The organism is Nitratireductor aquibiodomus NL21 = JCM 21793 (assembly GCF_000615975.1).
Lineage (GTDB): Bacteria > Pseudomonadota > Alphaproteobacteria > Rhizobiales > Rhizobiaceae > Nitratireductor > Nitratireductor aquibiodomus.
This window is the reverse complement of sequence record NZ_BAMP01000041.1, coordinates 1-14,150: the sequence shown is the minus strand read 5'-3', so window position 1 is coordinate 14,150 and position 14,150 is coordinate 1. Positions and strand designations below refer to the sequence as shown.

The 14,150-nt window shown below is 60.0% G+C and carries 12 protein-coding genes and 5 pseudogenes; 15 read left to right on the top strand and 2 right to left on the bottom strand.

Annotation, left to right across the window (positions count from 1 at the left end; translation table 11 throughout):
- The first annotated feature begins 166 nt into the window (after positions 1–166).
- The 5 genes and pseudogenes from JCM21793_RS25715 to JCM21793_RS12625 all read left to right on the top strand — a co-directional run bounded on the left by JCM21793_RS25715 (position 167) and on the right by JCM21793_RS12625 (position 3,446).
- Positions 167–1,044, top strand: a pseudogene (locus JCM21793_RS25715) (branched-chain amino acid aminotransferase).
- 102 nt (positions 1,045–1,146) lie between these two features.
- Positions 1,147–1,746, top strand: coding sequence for a superoxide dismutase (locus JCM21793_RS12635; protein ID WP_007008402.1), 600 nt, complete (start codon positions 1,147–1,149; stop codon positions 1,744–1,746).
- Between the two features lie 298 nt (positions 1,747–2,044).
- The gene (locus tag JCM21793_RS31255) at positions 2,045–2,179 is read left to right on the top strand and encodes a hypothetical protein (protein WP_306306756.1); all 135 of its coding nucleotides are present in this window, start codon (positions 2,045–2,047) and stop codon (positions 2,177–2,179) included.
- Positions 2,176–2,492, top strand: a pseudogene (locus JCM21793_RS31495) (c-type cytochrome). Before JCM21793_RS31255 ends, JCM21793_RS31495 begins: the two are co-directional and overlap by 4 nt.
- Before the next feature lie 21 nt (positions 2,493–2,513).
- The gene (locus tag JCM21793_RS12625) at positions 2,514–3,446 is read left to right on the top strand and encodes a cytochrome c (protein ID WP_025030606.1); all 933 of its coding nucleotides are present in this window, start codon (positions 2,514–2,516) and stop codon (positions 3,444–3,446) included.
- Here JCM21793_RS12625 and JCM21793_RS25705 read toward each other — a convergent pair.
- Positions 3,421–5,528, bottom strand: a pseudogene (locus tag JCM21793_RS25705) (S9 family peptidase). The gene JCM21793_RS12625 and the pseudogene JCM21793_RS25705 sit on opposite strands and share 26 nt — an antisense overlap.
- A 315-nt stretch (positions 5,529–5,843) precedes the next feature.
- Here JCM21793_RS25705 and JCM21793_RS25700 point away from each other — a divergent pair.
- From JCM21793_RS25700 to JCM21793_RS12580, 8 genes and pseudogenes are all read left to right on the top strand, one after another.
- Positions 5,844–8,187: pseudogene (locus JCM21793_RS25700) on the top strand (putative monovalent cation/H+ antiporter subunit A).
- A gap of 3 nt (positions 8,188–8,190) precedes the next feature.
- Positions 8,191–8,610, top strand: a complete 420-nt coding sequence (locus JCM21793_RS12610) for a Na+/H+ antiporter subunit B (RefSeq protein WP_025030605.1) — start codon at positions 8,191–8,193, stop codon at positions 8,608–8,610.
- Positions 8,610–8,987: a Na+/H+ antiporter subunit C gene (locus JCM21793_RS12605; protein ID WP_007008408.1), complete on the top strand. Its 378-nt coding sequence runs from the start codon at positions 8,610–8,612 to the stop codon at positions 8,985–8,987. The genes JCM21793_RS12610 and JCM21793_RS12605 overlap by 1 nt, the downstream gene beginning before the upstream one ends.
- Before the next feature lie 7 nt (positions 8,988–8,994).
- Positions 8,995–10,552 (top strand): annotated as a pseudogene (locus JCM21793_RS25695) (Na+/H+ antiporter subunit D).
- Entirely contained in the window at positions 10,549–11,031 is a 483-nt protein-coding gene (locus tag JCM21793_RS12595; protein WP_025030604.1) for a Na+/H+ antiporter subunit E, read from the top strand. The pseudogene JCM21793_RS25695 and the gene JCM21793_RS12595 overlap by 4 nt, the downstream one beginning before the upstream one ends.
- The gene (locus JCM21793_RS12590; RefSeq protein WP_025030603.1) at positions 11,018–11,353 is read left to right on the top strand and encodes a cation:proton antiporter; all 336 of its coding nucleotides are present in this window, start codon (positions 11,018–11,020) and stop codon (positions 11,351–11,353) included. Before JCM21793_RS12595 ends, JCM21793_RS12590 begins: the two co-directional genes overlap by 14 nt.
- A complete protein-coding gene (gene mnhG, locus JCM21793_RS12585) occupies positions 11,353–11,730 on the top strand; it encodes a monovalent cation/H(+) antiporter subunit G (RefSeq protein ID WP_025030602.1) in 378 nt (125 codons plus the stop codon). Before JCM21793_RS12590 ends, mnhG begins: the two co-directional genes overlap by 1 nt.
- Positions 11,731–12,164: 434 nt before the next feature.
- Positions 12,165–12,584: a Ros/MucR family transcriptional regulator gene (locus tag JCM21793_RS12580; RefSeq protein ID WP_007008412.1), complete on the top strand. Its 420-nt coding sequence runs from the start codon at positions 12,165–12,167 to the stop codon at positions 12,582–12,584.
- Positions 12,585–12,705: 121 nt separating this feature from the next.
- Here JCM21793_RS12580 and JCM21793_RS12575 read toward each other — a convergent pair whose 3' ends face one another.
- Positions 12,706–13,005: a hypothetical protein gene (locus JCM21793_RS12575; RefSeq protein ID WP_007008413.1), complete on the bottom strand. Its 300-nt coding sequence runs from the start codon at positions 13,003–13,005 to the stop codon at positions 12,706–12,708.
- A gap of 284 nt (positions 13,006–13,289) precedes the next feature.
- Between JCM21793_RS12575 and JCM21793_RS12570 the strand changes: the two genes are divergently transcribed.
- Both JCM21793_RS12570 and JCM21793_RS25690 read left to right on the top strand, forming a co-directional pair.
- A complete protein-coding gene (locus tag JCM21793_RS12570) occupies positions 13,290–13,640 on the top strand; it encodes a helix-turn-helix domain-containing protein (protein WP_007008414.1) in 351 nt (116 codons plus the stop codon).
- 108 nt (positions 13,641–13,748) lie between these two features.
- Positions 13,749–14,150, top strand: a 402-nt coding sequence (locus tag JCM21793_RS25690; RefSeq protein WP_244439745.1) for a DUF6456 domain-containing protein, incomplete at its 3' end; no start/stop codon positions are given.

Genomic DNA, 14,150 nt, shown 5'->3' with positions numbered 1-14,150 from the left:
ACCGCACCTGCCAACGCCGGTCAAGAAACGCCATCTGGCCCCATCGATAGCGATGCAGGAACGATTGACGAAACCCGATAAAGCCATTTCGATGAACGGCACGAAGCGTTGAAGAATTCGCATCTCTGCCGAGATGCGTGCGCAATCACAGGAAGGAAGACACAGCATGACCGTGGTGAGCGAAGTCCAATCGACGACCTGGACCTATGTTGACGGCGATTGGCACGAGGGGAACGTACCGCTCATCGGTCCGCGCAGTCATGCCATGTGGCTCGGTTCCACCGTGTTCGATGGTGCCCGTTGGTTCGAGAACGTGGCCCCCGACCTTGATCTTCACGCCGGCCGTGTCAATGCGTCGGCAGCCAATCTCGGCCTCTCGCCGAAAGTCTCGGCCGATGAGATCGTCGGGTTGACGAAGGACGGCCTGAAAAAGTTCGACGGGAGGACGGCTGTTTACATCCGGCCAATGTACTGGGGTGAGCATGGCGGTTATATGGCGTTCCTGCCGATCCTGAATCGAGCCGGTTCTGCCTTTGTCTGTATGAGGCACCGATGCTGGAGCCGACCGGGTTCTCGGTGACCGTCTCGCCCTTCCGTCGGCCGACCTTCGAAACCGCGCCGACAAATGCGAAGGCGGGGTGCCTTTATCCCAACAATGGCCGCGCGATCATGGAAGCGCGCAGCCGCGGCTATGACAATGCGCTGGTGCTCGACATGCTCGGCAATGTCGCCGAAACTGGCAGCTCAAACATCTTCATGGTGAAGGACGGCGTGGTCTTCACGCCTGCGCCGAATGGCACCTTCCTCTCAGGCATCACGCGCAGCCGCGTGATTACGCTCCTGCGCGAGGCCGGTGTCGAGGTGGTCGAGAAAACGCTCTCGGTGAAGGATTTCCTCGATGCGGATGAGGTCTTCTCCTCCGGCAATCATTCCAAGGTCGTGCCGGTGAGCAGGGTCGAAGACCAGAATTATCAGGCCGGGCCTGTGGCCAAAAAGGCGCGTGACCTCTATTGGGAGTGGGCCCATTCCGGGCTGCCCGCCTGACGCGCCGGGAACAATCGGGAGCGATGGGTATTGTCTCACTGGAGACGCACCCCCATCTGCGTCCTGCAGAATTCAACCACCTGTACGAGGGAGTTTACCACCATGGCTTTTGAACTGCCGGATCTGCCTTATGATTATGAGGCCCTGCAGCCCTTCATGTCGAAGGAGACGCTGGAGTACCACCACGACAAGCACCACAAGGCCTATGTCGACAATGGCAACAAGCTTGCGGCTGAAGCAGGCATGGACGGCCTTTCCCTCGAAGAGGTCGTAAAGCAGTCTCACGGCAAGAATGCCGGCCTGTTCAACAATGCAGCCCAGCACTACAACCACGTTCATTTCTGGAAGTGGATGAAGAAGGGCGGCGGCGGCACCAGCCTGCCGGGCGCGCTGGCCAAGGCGATCGACAGCGATCTCGGCGGCTACGACAAGTTCCGCGCCGACTTCATCAATGCGGGCGCGACGCAGTTCGGCTCCGGCTGGGCCTGGCTCGCCGTCAAGAACGGCAAGCTGGAAATCATGAAGACCCCGAATGGCGAGAATCCGCTCATTCATGATGCCAAGCCGATCCTGGGCGTGGATGTGTGGGAGCACTCCTATTACATCGACTACCGCAATGCGCGCCCGAAATATCTCGAGGCTTTCGTCGACAGCCTGATCAACTGGGATTACGTGCTGGAGCTATACGAGCAGACTTCGTAATTGCGATAGAGCATCGGACCGAAAAGTGGAATCCGGTTTTCGGGCTATTCCGATGCTCCATTTATGGCTTAGATCGTCCTTTGTGCGTCCGGATGGACGCACGGCGATCTAGACGATTTCACAATCAGTACAGTCTCGAACTGTACCAAAGGGCTCGGCCAGCGCCGGGCCTTTTTGATTCGCCGGACCATCTCGGTCCGTATGCGCCTTCACGAAACCGTGAGTGCGCATTCTGGAATAAATGCGGGTCAGGGGCGTTGGTCGGGGTATTGTTCGAACAAATCACCGGAGGGTTCTCATGAAGAAATTTGCGCTTGCCGTTTCCGCACTCTGCTTATCCGTTTCTGCTGTCGCTGCGGCGGACGATCCGATTGCCGTGCGCAAGGCGATCATGCAGCGAATGCCGCTTCTGCAGGGCTTGCTGGCGCGATGATGAAAGGGGAACTGGAATACAACCCCGCCATCGCCAAGGCGGCCATTCTGACGCTGAGCGCGAGTGCGAAATCCTTTGGTGATTTCTTCCCCGAAGGCTCGGGCGACGGCGACACAACGGCCGCACCTGCCATCTGGGGCGATGCAGAGGCTTTCAGGCCGCGCTCGACAAGTACATGACCGACACGGCGGCTGCCGTTGAAGCCTCCGGCAAAGACGGTCCTGCCGACCTTGCCGCCTTCCAGGCTGCGATCGGGCCCGTCTTCGGAAACTGCAAGAGCTGCCACGAGAATTTCCGCGTGCAGAACAACTGACCCGGGACATTTAGAGCTGTCATGAAGAAGACATTGCTGACCACCGCTCTCGTGGCCATCGCGGGCGGTGGAGTGGCGTTATGGATGCTGAGCGCTCCGACCTCACTGGAGGCCGGGGCACTTGGCGCGCTTGAAGCGCCGGACGTGGCGCGTGGCGAACAGGTTTTCTGGGCCGGCGGCTGTGCCTCGTGCCATGCCCGCCCCGGGGCTGACGGCGATGCGCGGCTGGAGCTTGCGGGCGGGGTGGAACTGAAGTCCGATTTCGGGACCTTTGTCGCACCCAACATCTCGCCGCATCCTGAGGACGGCATTGGCAGGTGGAGCGATATGGATTTCGCCAATGCGATGCTGCACGGCGTTTCTCCTGCGGGCGAGCACTACTACCCTGCATTCCCCTATCCTTCCTATGCAAGGATGACGGCGCAGGATGTGAGCGACCTCTTTGCCTTCCTGAAGATGCTGCCGGAAGTGGAAGGTGATGCGGGAGAGCATAAACTCTCCTTCCCTTTCACAATGCGCCGGGGCATCGGGCTCTGGAAGCTCGCCTTCATGCATGACGCGCCGGTGCTCGCGCTTGGTTCCGACGCTTCGGAGGCGGAAAAGCGCGGACAATATCTAGTGGAGGGGGCAGGCCATTGCGGCGAATGCCACACGCCGCGGAATTTTGCCGGCGGGCAGCTTTACGACCAGTGGCTTGCCGGAACCGTGTCGGCGGAAGGCGAGGGGGTCGTGCCCAACGTCACCTCTGGCGATGGCGGGATCGATTCCTGGTCGGCTGGCGACATCGCCTATTATCTGGAGAGCGGGTTTACGCCGGAGTTCGATTCGGTCGGCGGGGCCATGGTCTCCGTCCAGAAGAACATGGCCCGGCTTTCCAGGGAAGACCGCGAGGCGATTGCCGCCTATCTGAAGGCGGTGCCTGCGAGGCCTAATGGCTATCCATCGTCCCGGTAACTTTTAGCACGAAGGCATAGGTGAGCGCCTTTTCCTCGAGCCGCGAAAAGCGGCCCGAGGCTCCGGCGTGTCCAGCATCGAGATTGGTCTTCAGCAGGACCGGGTGGTCGCCGCCCTTGCGATCACGCAGCCTTGCAACCCATTTAGCCGGTTCCCAGTAGGTGACGCGCGGGTCGGTGAGACCGGCAAGCGCCAGAATGGGCGGATAGTCCTTCGCGCCCACATTGTCGTAGGGCGAATAGGCCGCGATGGTGTCGTAATCCTCGCGCGCGGCAATTGGATTGCCCCATTCGGGCCATTCAGGCGGGGTGAGCGGCAGCGTGTCGTCGAGCATGGTGTTGAGCACATCGACGAAGGGCACGGCGGCGACAATGCCGCCGAACGCTTCCGGCGCCATATTCGCAACCGCACCCATGAGCATGCCGCCGGCCGAGCCGCCCTCGGCGACGATGCGGTCGTGGCTGGTATAGCCCTCGGCCACCAGATGACGGGCGGCGGCGATGAAATCGGTAAACGTGTTGACCTTCTTCTCGCGTTTCCCGTCCTCGTACCAGACGTACCCCTTTTCCTTGCCGCCGCGGATATGGGCGATGGCGTAGACGAAGCCGCGATCGACCAGCGACAGGCAGTTGGTGCTGAAGGAGGCGGGCATCGCCATGCCGTAGGCGCCGTAGCCGTAGAGCAGGCAGGGGGCGGAGCCGTCGAGCACGATGCCCTTGCGATAGACGAGGGACACCGGCACCAGTTCGCCATCGGGAGCCGGGGCCATCAGACGGCGCGTGACATAGTCATCCGGATTGTGACCGGACGGCACCTCCTGCGTTTTCAGGAGCGTGCGGGTGCGGGTGCGCATGTCGTAGTCGAAGACCTGCTCCGGCGTGGTCATCGAGGAATAGGAGAAGCGGAGCGTATCGGTTTCGTATTCGTAGGACCCCTGAAGGCCCAGCGAATAGGCCTCTTCGTCGAAGGCGATGGTATGCTCCGAACCATCGTGGCGGTCGCGGATGACGATGCGCGGCAGACTGTCCTTGCGCTCGAGACGGACGAGGTAATCGGCGAAGGCATGATGGCGAGGATCAGGCGGCCGGGCTCGTGGGGCACAATATCCTGCCAGTTTTCGCGCGAGGGATCGCTGGCCGGCGCGGTGACGATCTTGAAATCCCTGGCGCCGTCCGCATTGGTGAGGATGAAGAAGATGTCGCCGCCTTCTTCAAGATCATACTGAAGGCCGGTCTCGCGTGGGGCGATCAGGCGCGGCGCGGCTTCGGGATCATTCGCCGGCAGGATGTGGCACTCCGACGTTTCGTGGTCATGGGCGGAAATGTAGACCCATTCCTGTGTGCGGCTGCCGGAGACGCCGACGAAGAAGCCCGGATCGGTCTCCTCATAGACCAGGCGATCCTCGTCGGGGTTTGCGCCGACGCGATGGAAGAACACTTTCGAGGGGCGGTGGTTTTCATCAAGGCGGGTGTAGAAAAAGCCGTCGCTTGCCGCATCCCACACACCGCCGCCGCCGGTCTCGGCGACCGTGTCGGCTAGGTCTTCGCCGGTGGCGAGGTCGCGCACGCTGATCGTGTAGAGTTCAGAGCCCTTGTCGTCATGGCCCCACAGGAGACGCCTGTGATCGGGTGAATGATCGACGCCGCCGACGCGGAAATAGCTTTTGCCTTCGGCTTCCCGGTCGCCGTCGAGCAGGGTCTCCTCAGTGCCGCCCGCGCTCGGCAGGCGGAAGAAGCGGGGATATTCGCCGCCGGTGTGGAAGCCTGCGGCATAGGCATAGGGGCCGTCTCTGGCCGGTACCGAGGTTTCGTCTTCCTTGATGCGGCCGCGCATCTCGGCAACGAGTGTTTTCTGCAAGGCTTCCGTATCGGCCATGAGCGCTGCCTGATAGGCATTCTCGGCTTCGAGATGGGCGCGGATGTCGTCGGCGAGAAGGCTCGGGTCGCGCAGGACCTCCTGCCAGTTCTCGGCGCGCATCCACGCGTATTCATCCGTGCGCTCGATGCCGTGACGCGTGTCTTTTACGGGATGCGCGCGGGGCGAGGGGGCTTTTGCGTCCGTGGCGAACGGTCTGGAAGTCATGAGGTTACCTTGTGGATATCTGCAGGAGGCGCGCGGGATGCGCCGCAGGGATTGCTCCATACATGTCCCGACCGAATGGGGCATGGCAATGGCCTGTTGTGTTTTTCAGGCGGCTTCGGGAACCGGGACATATCCGGTGAACGGGTTTTGCATCTGGCGTGATGGGTGGTTTAAGCTGTGCAATCTCCTGTGAATGGCGGCGTTTCATCGCGCTTTACAGGTCGGTTTACGCCTTGTGGTGCCTGAGGCGAGTGTTTATGTCACCGTAAGTTTTTCAAACGTGTCCTGAAACACGAATTTAGTTGGGGAGAGTTCATGACGGCAGACGGCCAGTGGCTGACATTTCTCGCTCTGTTGCTGCCGTTTGCAGCCGCCGCCATCGCACCAGTGCTGACAAAAGCGCTGAAACACAACGCGGCATGGGTGCTGGCCCTGGCCCCCGCTCTCATCTTTCTGCATTTCACTGGCTTTGTCGGAACGATCTCCAGTGGAGAGACGCTGACCGGGGGCTATGTGTGGATCCCGAGCCTGTCGGTCGATTTTTCCTGGTTTCTCGACGGTCTTTCCGTCACGTTTGCGCTGCTGATCACGGGTATCGGCGCGCTGATCGTGCTTTATGCGGGTGGTTATCTGAAGGGACATGAACATCAGGGGCGCTTTTTCTCGTTCATCCTGATGTTCATGGGGTCCATGCTGGGCCTTGTGGTGGCCGATTCCTTCCTGACCCTGTTCGTTTTCTGGGAATTGACCTCGATCACATCGTTCCTGCTGATCGGCTTCGATCATTCACGGGAAGCCTCCAGGCGTGCAGCACTGCAGGCGCTTGTGGTGACGGGGCTTGGCGGGCTTTCGCTTCTGGCCGGCCTTCTGGTGATCTGGAGCGCTACGGGCGTTACCTCCATGTCGGCGCTGCTCGCAAGCGAAAGCGCGCTGCGCGATGCACCTCTTTACATGGCTGCGCTGGTCCTGGTTCTTGGCGGCGCGTTTACGAAATCGGCGCAGTTCCCGTTCCACTTCTGGCTTCCCAACGCGATGGAAGCGCCGACGCCCGTTTCGGCCTATCTGCACTCGGCCACGATGGTGAAGGCCGGTGTCTATCTCCTGATGCGCCTCAATCCGGTGCTCGGCGACACTGCGGCATGGGAGACGATCCTGCCCATCTTTGGCGGTACCACGCTGCTCGTCGGCACGCTTCTGGCGGTGCGTCAGACGGATTTGAAGCTGATGCTGGCCTATACCACTGTGGCCTCGCTCGGCCTGCTTGTCATGCTGACGGGTGTGGGTTCGGAGAAGGCCGTTGAGGCGGCGGTGCTCTACCTGGTGGCGCATTCCATGTTCAAGGGCGCACTCTTCATGGTGGCGGGCCTGGTGGATCATGAATCGGGCACCCGCGACATCACGAAACTGGGTGGCCTGCGCAAGGCGATGCCGGTCACCTTTGCCGCTGCGGTTCTGGCTGCCGCGTCGATGGGTGGCGTTCCGCTGTTTTTCGGCTTCCTCGCAAGGAGGAAATTTACGCCGGTCTCGGTTTTGCCGATGGCTGGACCACGCTGCTGACACTGGTGGCGCTCGCCGGCAACGGCCTGATGTTCGCCATCGGCTTTGCCGTGGCGCTGAAACCGTTCCTCGGCGCGAAGACTGAAACGCCCAAACATGCGCATGAAGGGCCGATCCTGCTCTGGCTCGGGCCACTCGTTCTGGCGGGACTGGGGCTGATCTCGGCCCTGCTTTCAGGCGTGAGCCACGAACTCGTCAGCAGCCCGATGTCGACGGCCGTTCTCGGCGAGCCCGTAACGGTGACGATCTCGACCGTGCCGCATATCGGCCTGCCGCTCGCACTCTCGGTGTTAACCGTGGCGCTGGGCATTCTGGTTTTCATCATGCTGGGGCAGGGGCGTTCCACCATGGCCGGCATTCTCGCCGCCATCGGCTGGGGACCGGACAAGGGCTTCGACCAGGTGATGCGCGGCCTGACGCGCCTGTCTTTCCGCGTGACCAACATCATCCAGAATGGCCGCCTCGACTATTACATGACGGCGACATTCGTCGCTGTCGCCGTCGCTGTTCTGATCCCCATGGGGCTTTACGATGAATGGCCCGCAGCACCGCAGTTTCCAAGAATGCCGTTCTATGAATGGACCGTTCTGCTGATTGCACTGATCGGGCTTGGAGCGGTGATCTATGCGCGAGACCGGCTGACCGCCATTGTCTCCCTCGGTATTCAGGGATTTGCGGTCGCGCTGATTTTCATGCTGCTTGGCGCTCCCGATCTCTCCTTTACCCAGTTCATGGTGGAGACGCTTTCCGTGGTCATTCTGGCCCTGGTGATGACGCGTCTGCGCCTGTCGCCGACCGATCATCGTCCGACGGGCGAAAAGCTGCTCGACATTGCCGTGGCCGGAACGTGCGGTGCGGCACTGGGCTGATGCTGCTGCGCGTGACGCAGGTGCCGTTCAACACCGAACTCAGCGATTTCTTCTCGCAATATTCCCGCGTGATCGCCCATGGCCGCAACATCGTCAACGTGATCCTCGTCGATTTCCGCGGAACGGATACGCTGGGCGAGATCGCCGTGGTGATGATCGCCGGCCTTGCCATTCTGGCCCTGGTGCGCATCCGCAGTGTGAAGCCGCTGGCCGACAACAAAGAGGAGCGGTGAGATATGCGCACACTGATCTTCCGAACCGTCGCCCCCTATCTTACAAGCCTGATGATCCTGTTCTCCGTGTTTGTGCTTCTGCGCGGACACAATGAGCCGGGGGGCGGGTTTATCGGAGGGCTGATCGCTGCGTCGGCCTTCGCGATCTACGGTATTGCCTGCGGCGTTTCACCAGTGCGCCGCGCACTCTATTTCCACCCCATGGCGATCTCGGGGTTCGGATTGCTGGTGTCGGCGATTTCGGGATGGCTGTCCTTCGCCTTCGACGTACCCTTCATGACAGGGCTCTGGGCCAAGGTGAGCGTTCTCGGTGTCCCCGTGGACCTCTCCACGGTTCTGTTCTTCGACATCGGCGTTTACCTCGTCGTCCTCGGCTCGATCACCTCGATTGCGCTCGCCCTTGAAGAAAGGGAGCATGGATAATGGAAGTCGCCCTCTCCTTTGTGGTCAGCGTGTTCTTTGCTGTTGCCATTTATCTCATGCTGTCAAAGCACATCATTCGCATTCTCCTGGGGGTATCGATCTTCGGCAATGCGGTGAACCTGTCCATCTTCACGGCTGGCCGGCTGATGCGCGAGGTTCCGCCGATCATTCCCGAGGCATTGCAGACACCGGAGATCGCCACCGCCAATCCGCTCCCGCAGGCGCTGGTCCTGACGGCGATCGTGATCTCGTTCTCGCTCTTCGCCTTCCTGCTGGTGCTGGCATTCCGCGCCTATCAGGAACTGGGAACCGACGACACGGACGGTATGCGCGTTGCCGAACCCGAGGGTGAGCCGATGCCCCCGCTTGGATACTGAGACACCGATGGCCGCTGAAACGATCGATATTTCCAACGCAATGGTGACAGAGCCGACGGTGCTGGGCGACTGGATGCTGGTGGCCCCGATCGGGGTGCCGATCCTCTTCGGCGCCGTGCTGCTCATGGTTCGTCACGAAACCCGGCTGCATGCGGGCATTGCCATTGCTGGGCTGCTCCTGACGCTGGCTGCGAATGCGGCACTCCTTCTGCAGGTGCTGGCGGACGGGCCGCAGGTGATGACGATGGGGCGCTGGCTGCCGCCCTTCGGCATATCCTTTACCGCGGATGCGCTTGGCGCGTCGCTTGCCTTTGTCGCGACGCTGGTCGCGACTGTCTGCGCGCTCTATGCGATGAGGGACATTGGCGCGACCGGCCGTCGCTACGGCTTCTACCCGTTCCTGATGCTTCTGATGGCGGGTGTCGGCGGGTCATTTCTGACGGGCGACATTTTCAATCTCTATGTCTGGTTCGAGGTGTTTCTGATCTCGTCCTTCGGTCTTCTGATCCTCGGATCGACCGACCGACAGCTCGACGGCGCAACCAAATACGCCATTCTGAACCTGGTTGGCACGACGCTGTTCCTGACCGCGACCGCCTATCTTTACGGTACGTTCGGAACACTCAACATGGCCGACATTGCGCGCAGGGCCGGTGCCATGCGCGAGACCGGGCCACTGATGACGCTGAGCGTCCTTTACCTGCTTGCGTTCGGCATGAAGGCCGCCGCGTTCCCCGTCAATTTCTGGCTTCCTGCTCCTATCACACCCCTCGCATCGTCACGGCGGCGCTGTTTGGCGGTGTGCTGACCAAGGTTGGCGTTTATGCGCTTCTGCGCGTTCTGGTGATGCTGTTCCCCATTGAGCGGGCGGAGCTTTCCGGCGTCATCGCCTGGGTGGCTGCCGGCACGATGGTGCTCGGCATCATGGGCGCGATCGCGCAGTCGGATATTCGCCGCGTTCTGGGCTTCGTGGTGATTTCCGGCGTCGGTGTGATGCTTGCGGGGCTCGCATTGGGAACCGAGACGGGACTGACGGGGACGATCCTCTATGCGTTCCATTCCGTTCTGGCGATGACGGCGCTTTATCTTCTGGCCGGCGTGATCAAGGAGCTTGGCGGGAGCTATTCGCTGCATGAACTGGGCGGGCTCTACCGTGCCTATCCGGCGATGGGGGCTTTCGCGCTTGTTCTCATGCTTGCCGTGGCAGGCTGCCGCCGGCATCCGGTCTGTGGCCGAAAGTGCTGCTTGTACGGGCTTCGCTGGAAGCGGGCTGGCCCTGGCTCTCCTTCGCCATTCTGCTGACGGGGCTTTTGACCACGATCGCCCTCGGGCGCGTCTATATCCTGGCGATCTGGCGCAACAGGCCACAGGAGGCTCCTTCCGATGAGGTGGTTGCGGGCGCCCCCGGCTATGGATACGCCTCAATGACCCTGCTGTGCGTCCCGATTATCCTGCTTGGCGTTTATCCGGAACCGTTCATCCAGGTGGCCGAGGCTGCCGCTGCCGGGCTTCTGGATGCATCGGGTTATATTGGTGCGGTGTTTCCAGCGGAGGCAGCGCAATGAGACTGTCCCTGATCAACATCATTCTGGCGCTGATCTGGACCGCGGTGAGCGGTTCCTTCACCCTGCCGAATTTCATTTTCGGTTTTCTCCTCGGTGCCGCTGCGCTTTACCTTATCCGCGAACAGGTCGGGTCGCTGGGGTATTTTGCGCGCAGCATGCGGGTGGTCTCGCTCGCGCTTCTTTTTCTCTACGAACTGGTGCTATCGGCCTGGCGGGTCGCTCTTCTCGTCCTGTCGCCGAAAATGGACCTGAAACCCGGCATCTTTGCCTATCCGCTCAAGGTCGACCGGGATTTCGAGATTACGCTTCTGGCAAACCTGATCACGCTGACGCCGGGAACCCTGTCTGTCGACGTTTCGGAGGATCGCCGCTTTCTCTATGTCCATGCCATAGACTGCTCCGACCCTGATGAACTTCGGCGTGACATTGCCGAAGGTTTTGAACGAAAGATCATGGAGCGTTTCGATGAGCGCCAGTGAAGAATTTCTCGTCTTTGCCGAGTTTATTGCGCTCGCATTGCTGAGCCTGTCTTTTCTGCTGACGGTTGTTCGTGTTCTGGTGGGACCGAGCCTGCCGGACCGCGTTCTTGCCCTTGATATGCTGGTGACCATCGCCATCGGCTTCATAGCGGTGATCGGCATTCGCACCGGGTTCACGCTTTATCTTGATATCGCCATCGCTCTGGGGCTCGTCGGCTTTCTCGCAACGGTGGCGTTTGCCCGCTTCGTTCTCAGCCGTCGGTATGAGCAGGAGTTCGTAAAGCGCGATACGCTGGGCATTTACGGCGACAAGGAGCAGTGATGGGCGACGTGTTCAACATACTTACGGGCCTGCTCATCATTATTGGCGCAGCCTTCACACTGATCGCTGCGATCGGCATTTTGAGATTGCCCGATCTTTACACGCGCATGCATGCGGCATCCAAGGCCGGGACGCTCGGATCGGGGCTCATGCTTATCGCGCTGGCAATCTTTGCGCAGGACCAGGCCATCGTGACGCGTGCGCTGGCGGCGGTGGTTTTCTTTCTGCTTACCGCGCCGATATCTGCACACCTTCTGGCCAAGGCCGCCTATGCGGCAGGCTACAGGCTCTGGGGGCAGTCGGTACACGACGAGATGGCAACTCCTCAAAGCGCCGGTTCGCTTCCGGGCGAAGATAGAAGAAGTGAAGAAGAATAGAGAAAGTTTTTCTTCCAGTATTCTTTTTCAATTTTTCATGACGTCTCTTCCCGAACGAAAGACGCGGACCGGTGTGGTTTCGTACGTTTCGCGTGCGTGCAATCGCTTCTCCGCGCGCTACAGTCTCCGATTGTTACGCAATGCGCGGAAAAATTGATAAGGTCGACTTAGATTAGCCCTCAGTTTAAGATCAAACTTATCTGATTTTTGGAATGAATTTCGAATTTTTGAGATGGGATAAACAATCTGATTTCGCGTTCTGATAGTATTAATTTGAAATTGTGAGTTGACCGGCCGGAGGAAAAGAACGATATGATTGCGGCTTGTCGGGAATCGATCAAAAAATGCCTGAAGAACTAAAGATTCCTACAGACACCTCATCACTGGCGGCATGAGGTTGTGGTTTTGAATTTACGTTGGGGCAAGGTAACGAAATGAACGAAGATTCTGTAAAAAACGATGATACTCTTATTGAACTGACCGCAGACGTCGTTGCTGCTTATGTCAGCAACAATCCTGTTCCTGCATCCGAACTTTCCAATTTGATTGCGGACGTTCATGCAGCGCTCGGTCGAGTGAGTGGCACTCCGGAAGCTCCGCCTGCTGAAAAGCAGAAGCCGGCTGTAAATCCGAAACGCTCCGTGCATGAAGACTATATCATCTGTCTTGAGGACGGGAAAAAGTTCAAGTCGCTCAAGCGCCATCTGATGACGCATTACAGCATGACGCCGGAGCAGTACCGGGAAAAATGGGGTCTGGATGCCAATTACCCCATGGTCGCTCCGAGCTATGCCGTGGCACGTTCGAAACTTGCCAAGCAGATGGGCTTAGGACGCAAGCGCAAGGAAAAATAGCGTTTGGCGCGGCGAGGCGTCAGAGTAATTTTCTCCGAGGCGGCGCAATCTGCGCCGCTTCTTTTATGTTCCCGGCCAACATCTCACGATGTGGGCAGGCCGTGCGGTTGCCCATCGCCGTTCAATGGTGAAGCGGAACGTTTTGCGCCTCGTTCGACGCCAGGCGCTTGAGCGCCTGGCTGAGAGCTATGTGGCGGTTGAGGTCGTAGCTCCAGTGATTGCGCGCACCCTTCAGACGCTCGCGCTCCATCAGCCGTCTTAGGCGACGAAGAATGTTGATGCGCTCGGCGCCCGAGCTTTGCTGCGCCTTTTGCAGATCCAGTCCGCCCGTCAGGAACAGCGCTGCTGTCTGCCGCGCGTTCTCGTAGCGCTGCCGCTTGGCTTCGCGGAAGGCCAGGCTCTCCTGCTTTATCGATGTCATGCTCAACCCTTTTTGTCGTGAGCGACAACTATGCGGGCCTCTGGCGGGGCGGGGATAAACCAGTGCTGAAAATTGCAGGCCGGCTTTACTTCTTCCGCGATTTCAAACCTTTGCAGGATTTTAGCGGATTATCTGTTCGTAATTTGTTCCCGGGTGTGGATGTCTAGGTATAAGAATTTATTCCTCTTTCCTGTGAAGGGATAAAGCCTGTGCATTCAAACGCTGCCAAATCATCGGAACAAAGAGAAGGGCGGATCGCAACGCCTGGAGAACAGTCATCCGCAATGCTGCATCGCCGTTTGAGCCCGGTTGCGGAGGAGCGTGTCGGGGAGGTTTGCGAATGTGTTCTCGACATCGTTGCCGCACTCTTCAACGTGAGTGGGCGTGAGCTGCGCGAAACACGGCGCTCTTCGACCAGCGTGACGCGCGTGCGGCAGATCGGCATGTACGCTGCGCACGTGGTTCTTGGGCTCAACATGACCGAGGTGGGGCGCGGCTTCGGGCGCGACAGAACCACGGTCCAGTACGCCTGCCATATCATCGAGGACATGCGTGACGACGAGGAGTTCGACCGGATTGTTTTGATGACGGAACGCATCACTGCCGCGGCGTTCCGCAACATGGAGCTGCGTTGACATGGCTGCATTCAAGGAAGAGGTGCGCCATGCGCGCGAACGCCGGCGCTGCCTGCGGTTTCTGCAGAAGGGGCCGGCCTGGCAACAGCGCGGCGCGAAGGGGGATGCGTGCTGCTCGACGGCGGTGAGCGGGGCACGGTTTCGGTATCTCTTACCTTGCTGGGAGCGCTGGAGAAGGATGATCTCCTGCGCTGCAGTGAGGGCAGGGTCGCGTTGAGTGCAGCAGGTGTCGCCTGCGCGCGGCGGCTGGCAGCGCGCCGGGATCCTTTCAGGAGCCAGCATTGGGAGATTGAACGCAGGGTTCTGCAGCAGGGAACTGAGAAGGAGATCGTTTCGGCGACACTCAGTGAATCTCCGCTTGCGCAACTGGCGCGCCGGCGGACACGCAACGGCGAGCCCTTTCTGACCCGGGCGGAATTCGACGCTGGAGAGAAGTTGCGCGCGGATTACACCCGCGGGCAGATCATGCCGCGGCTGAGCGCGAACTGGATGGCGACCGTTGCGGCGGGA

What these genes read in the sequence shown, in the direction of transcription:
- JCM21793_RS12590 (WP_025030603.1), top strand. Translation starts at nt 11,018, where the DNA reads ATGAGCGCCAGTGAAGAATTTCTCGTCTTTGCCGAGTTTATTGCGCTC.
- mnhG (WP_025030602.1), top strand. Translation starts at nt 11,353, where the DNA reads ATGGGCGACGTGTTCAACATACTTACGGGCCTGCTCATCATTATTGGC.
- JCM21793_RS12575 (WP_007008413.1), bottom strand. Translation starts at nt 13,005, where the DNA reads ATGACATCGATAAAGCAGGAGAGCCTGGCCTTCCGCGAAGCCAAGCGG.
- JCM21793_RS12595 (WP_025030604.1), top strand. Translation starts at nt 10,549, where the DNA reads ATGAGACTGTCCCTGATCAACATCATTCTGGCGCTGATCTGGACCGCG.
- JCM21793_RS12605 (WP_007008408.1), top strand. Translation starts at nt 8,610, where the DNA reads ATGGAAGTCGCCCTCTCCTTTGTGGTCAGCGTGTTCTTTGCTGTTGCC.
- JCM21793_RS12625 (WP_025030606.1), top strand. Translation starts at nt 2,514, where the DNA reads ATGAAGAAGACATTGCTGACCACCGCTCTCGTGGCCATCGCGGGCGGT.
- JCM21793_RS12580 (WP_007008412.1), top strand. Translation starts at nt 12,165, where the DNA reads ATGAACGAAGATTCTGTAAAAAACGATGATACTCTTATTGAACTGACC.
- JCM21793_RS12610 (WP_025030605.1), top strand. Translation starts at nt 8,191, where the DNA reads ATGCGCACACTGATCTTCCGAACCGTCGCCCCCTATCTTACAAGCCTG.
- JCM21793_RS31255 (WP_306306756.1), top strand. Translation starts at nt 2,045, where the DNA reads ATGAAGAAATTTGCGCTTGCCGTTTCCGCACTCTGCTTATCCGTTTCT.
- JCM21793_RS12570 (WP_007008414.1), top strand. Translation starts at nt 13,290, where the DNA reads ATGCTGCATCGCCGTTTGAGCCCGGTTGCGGAGGAGCGTGTCGGGGAG.
- JCM21793_RS12635 (WP_007008402.1), top strand. Translation starts at nt 1,147, where the DNA reads ATGGCTTTTGAACTGCCGGATCTGCCTTATGATTATGAGGCCCTGCAG.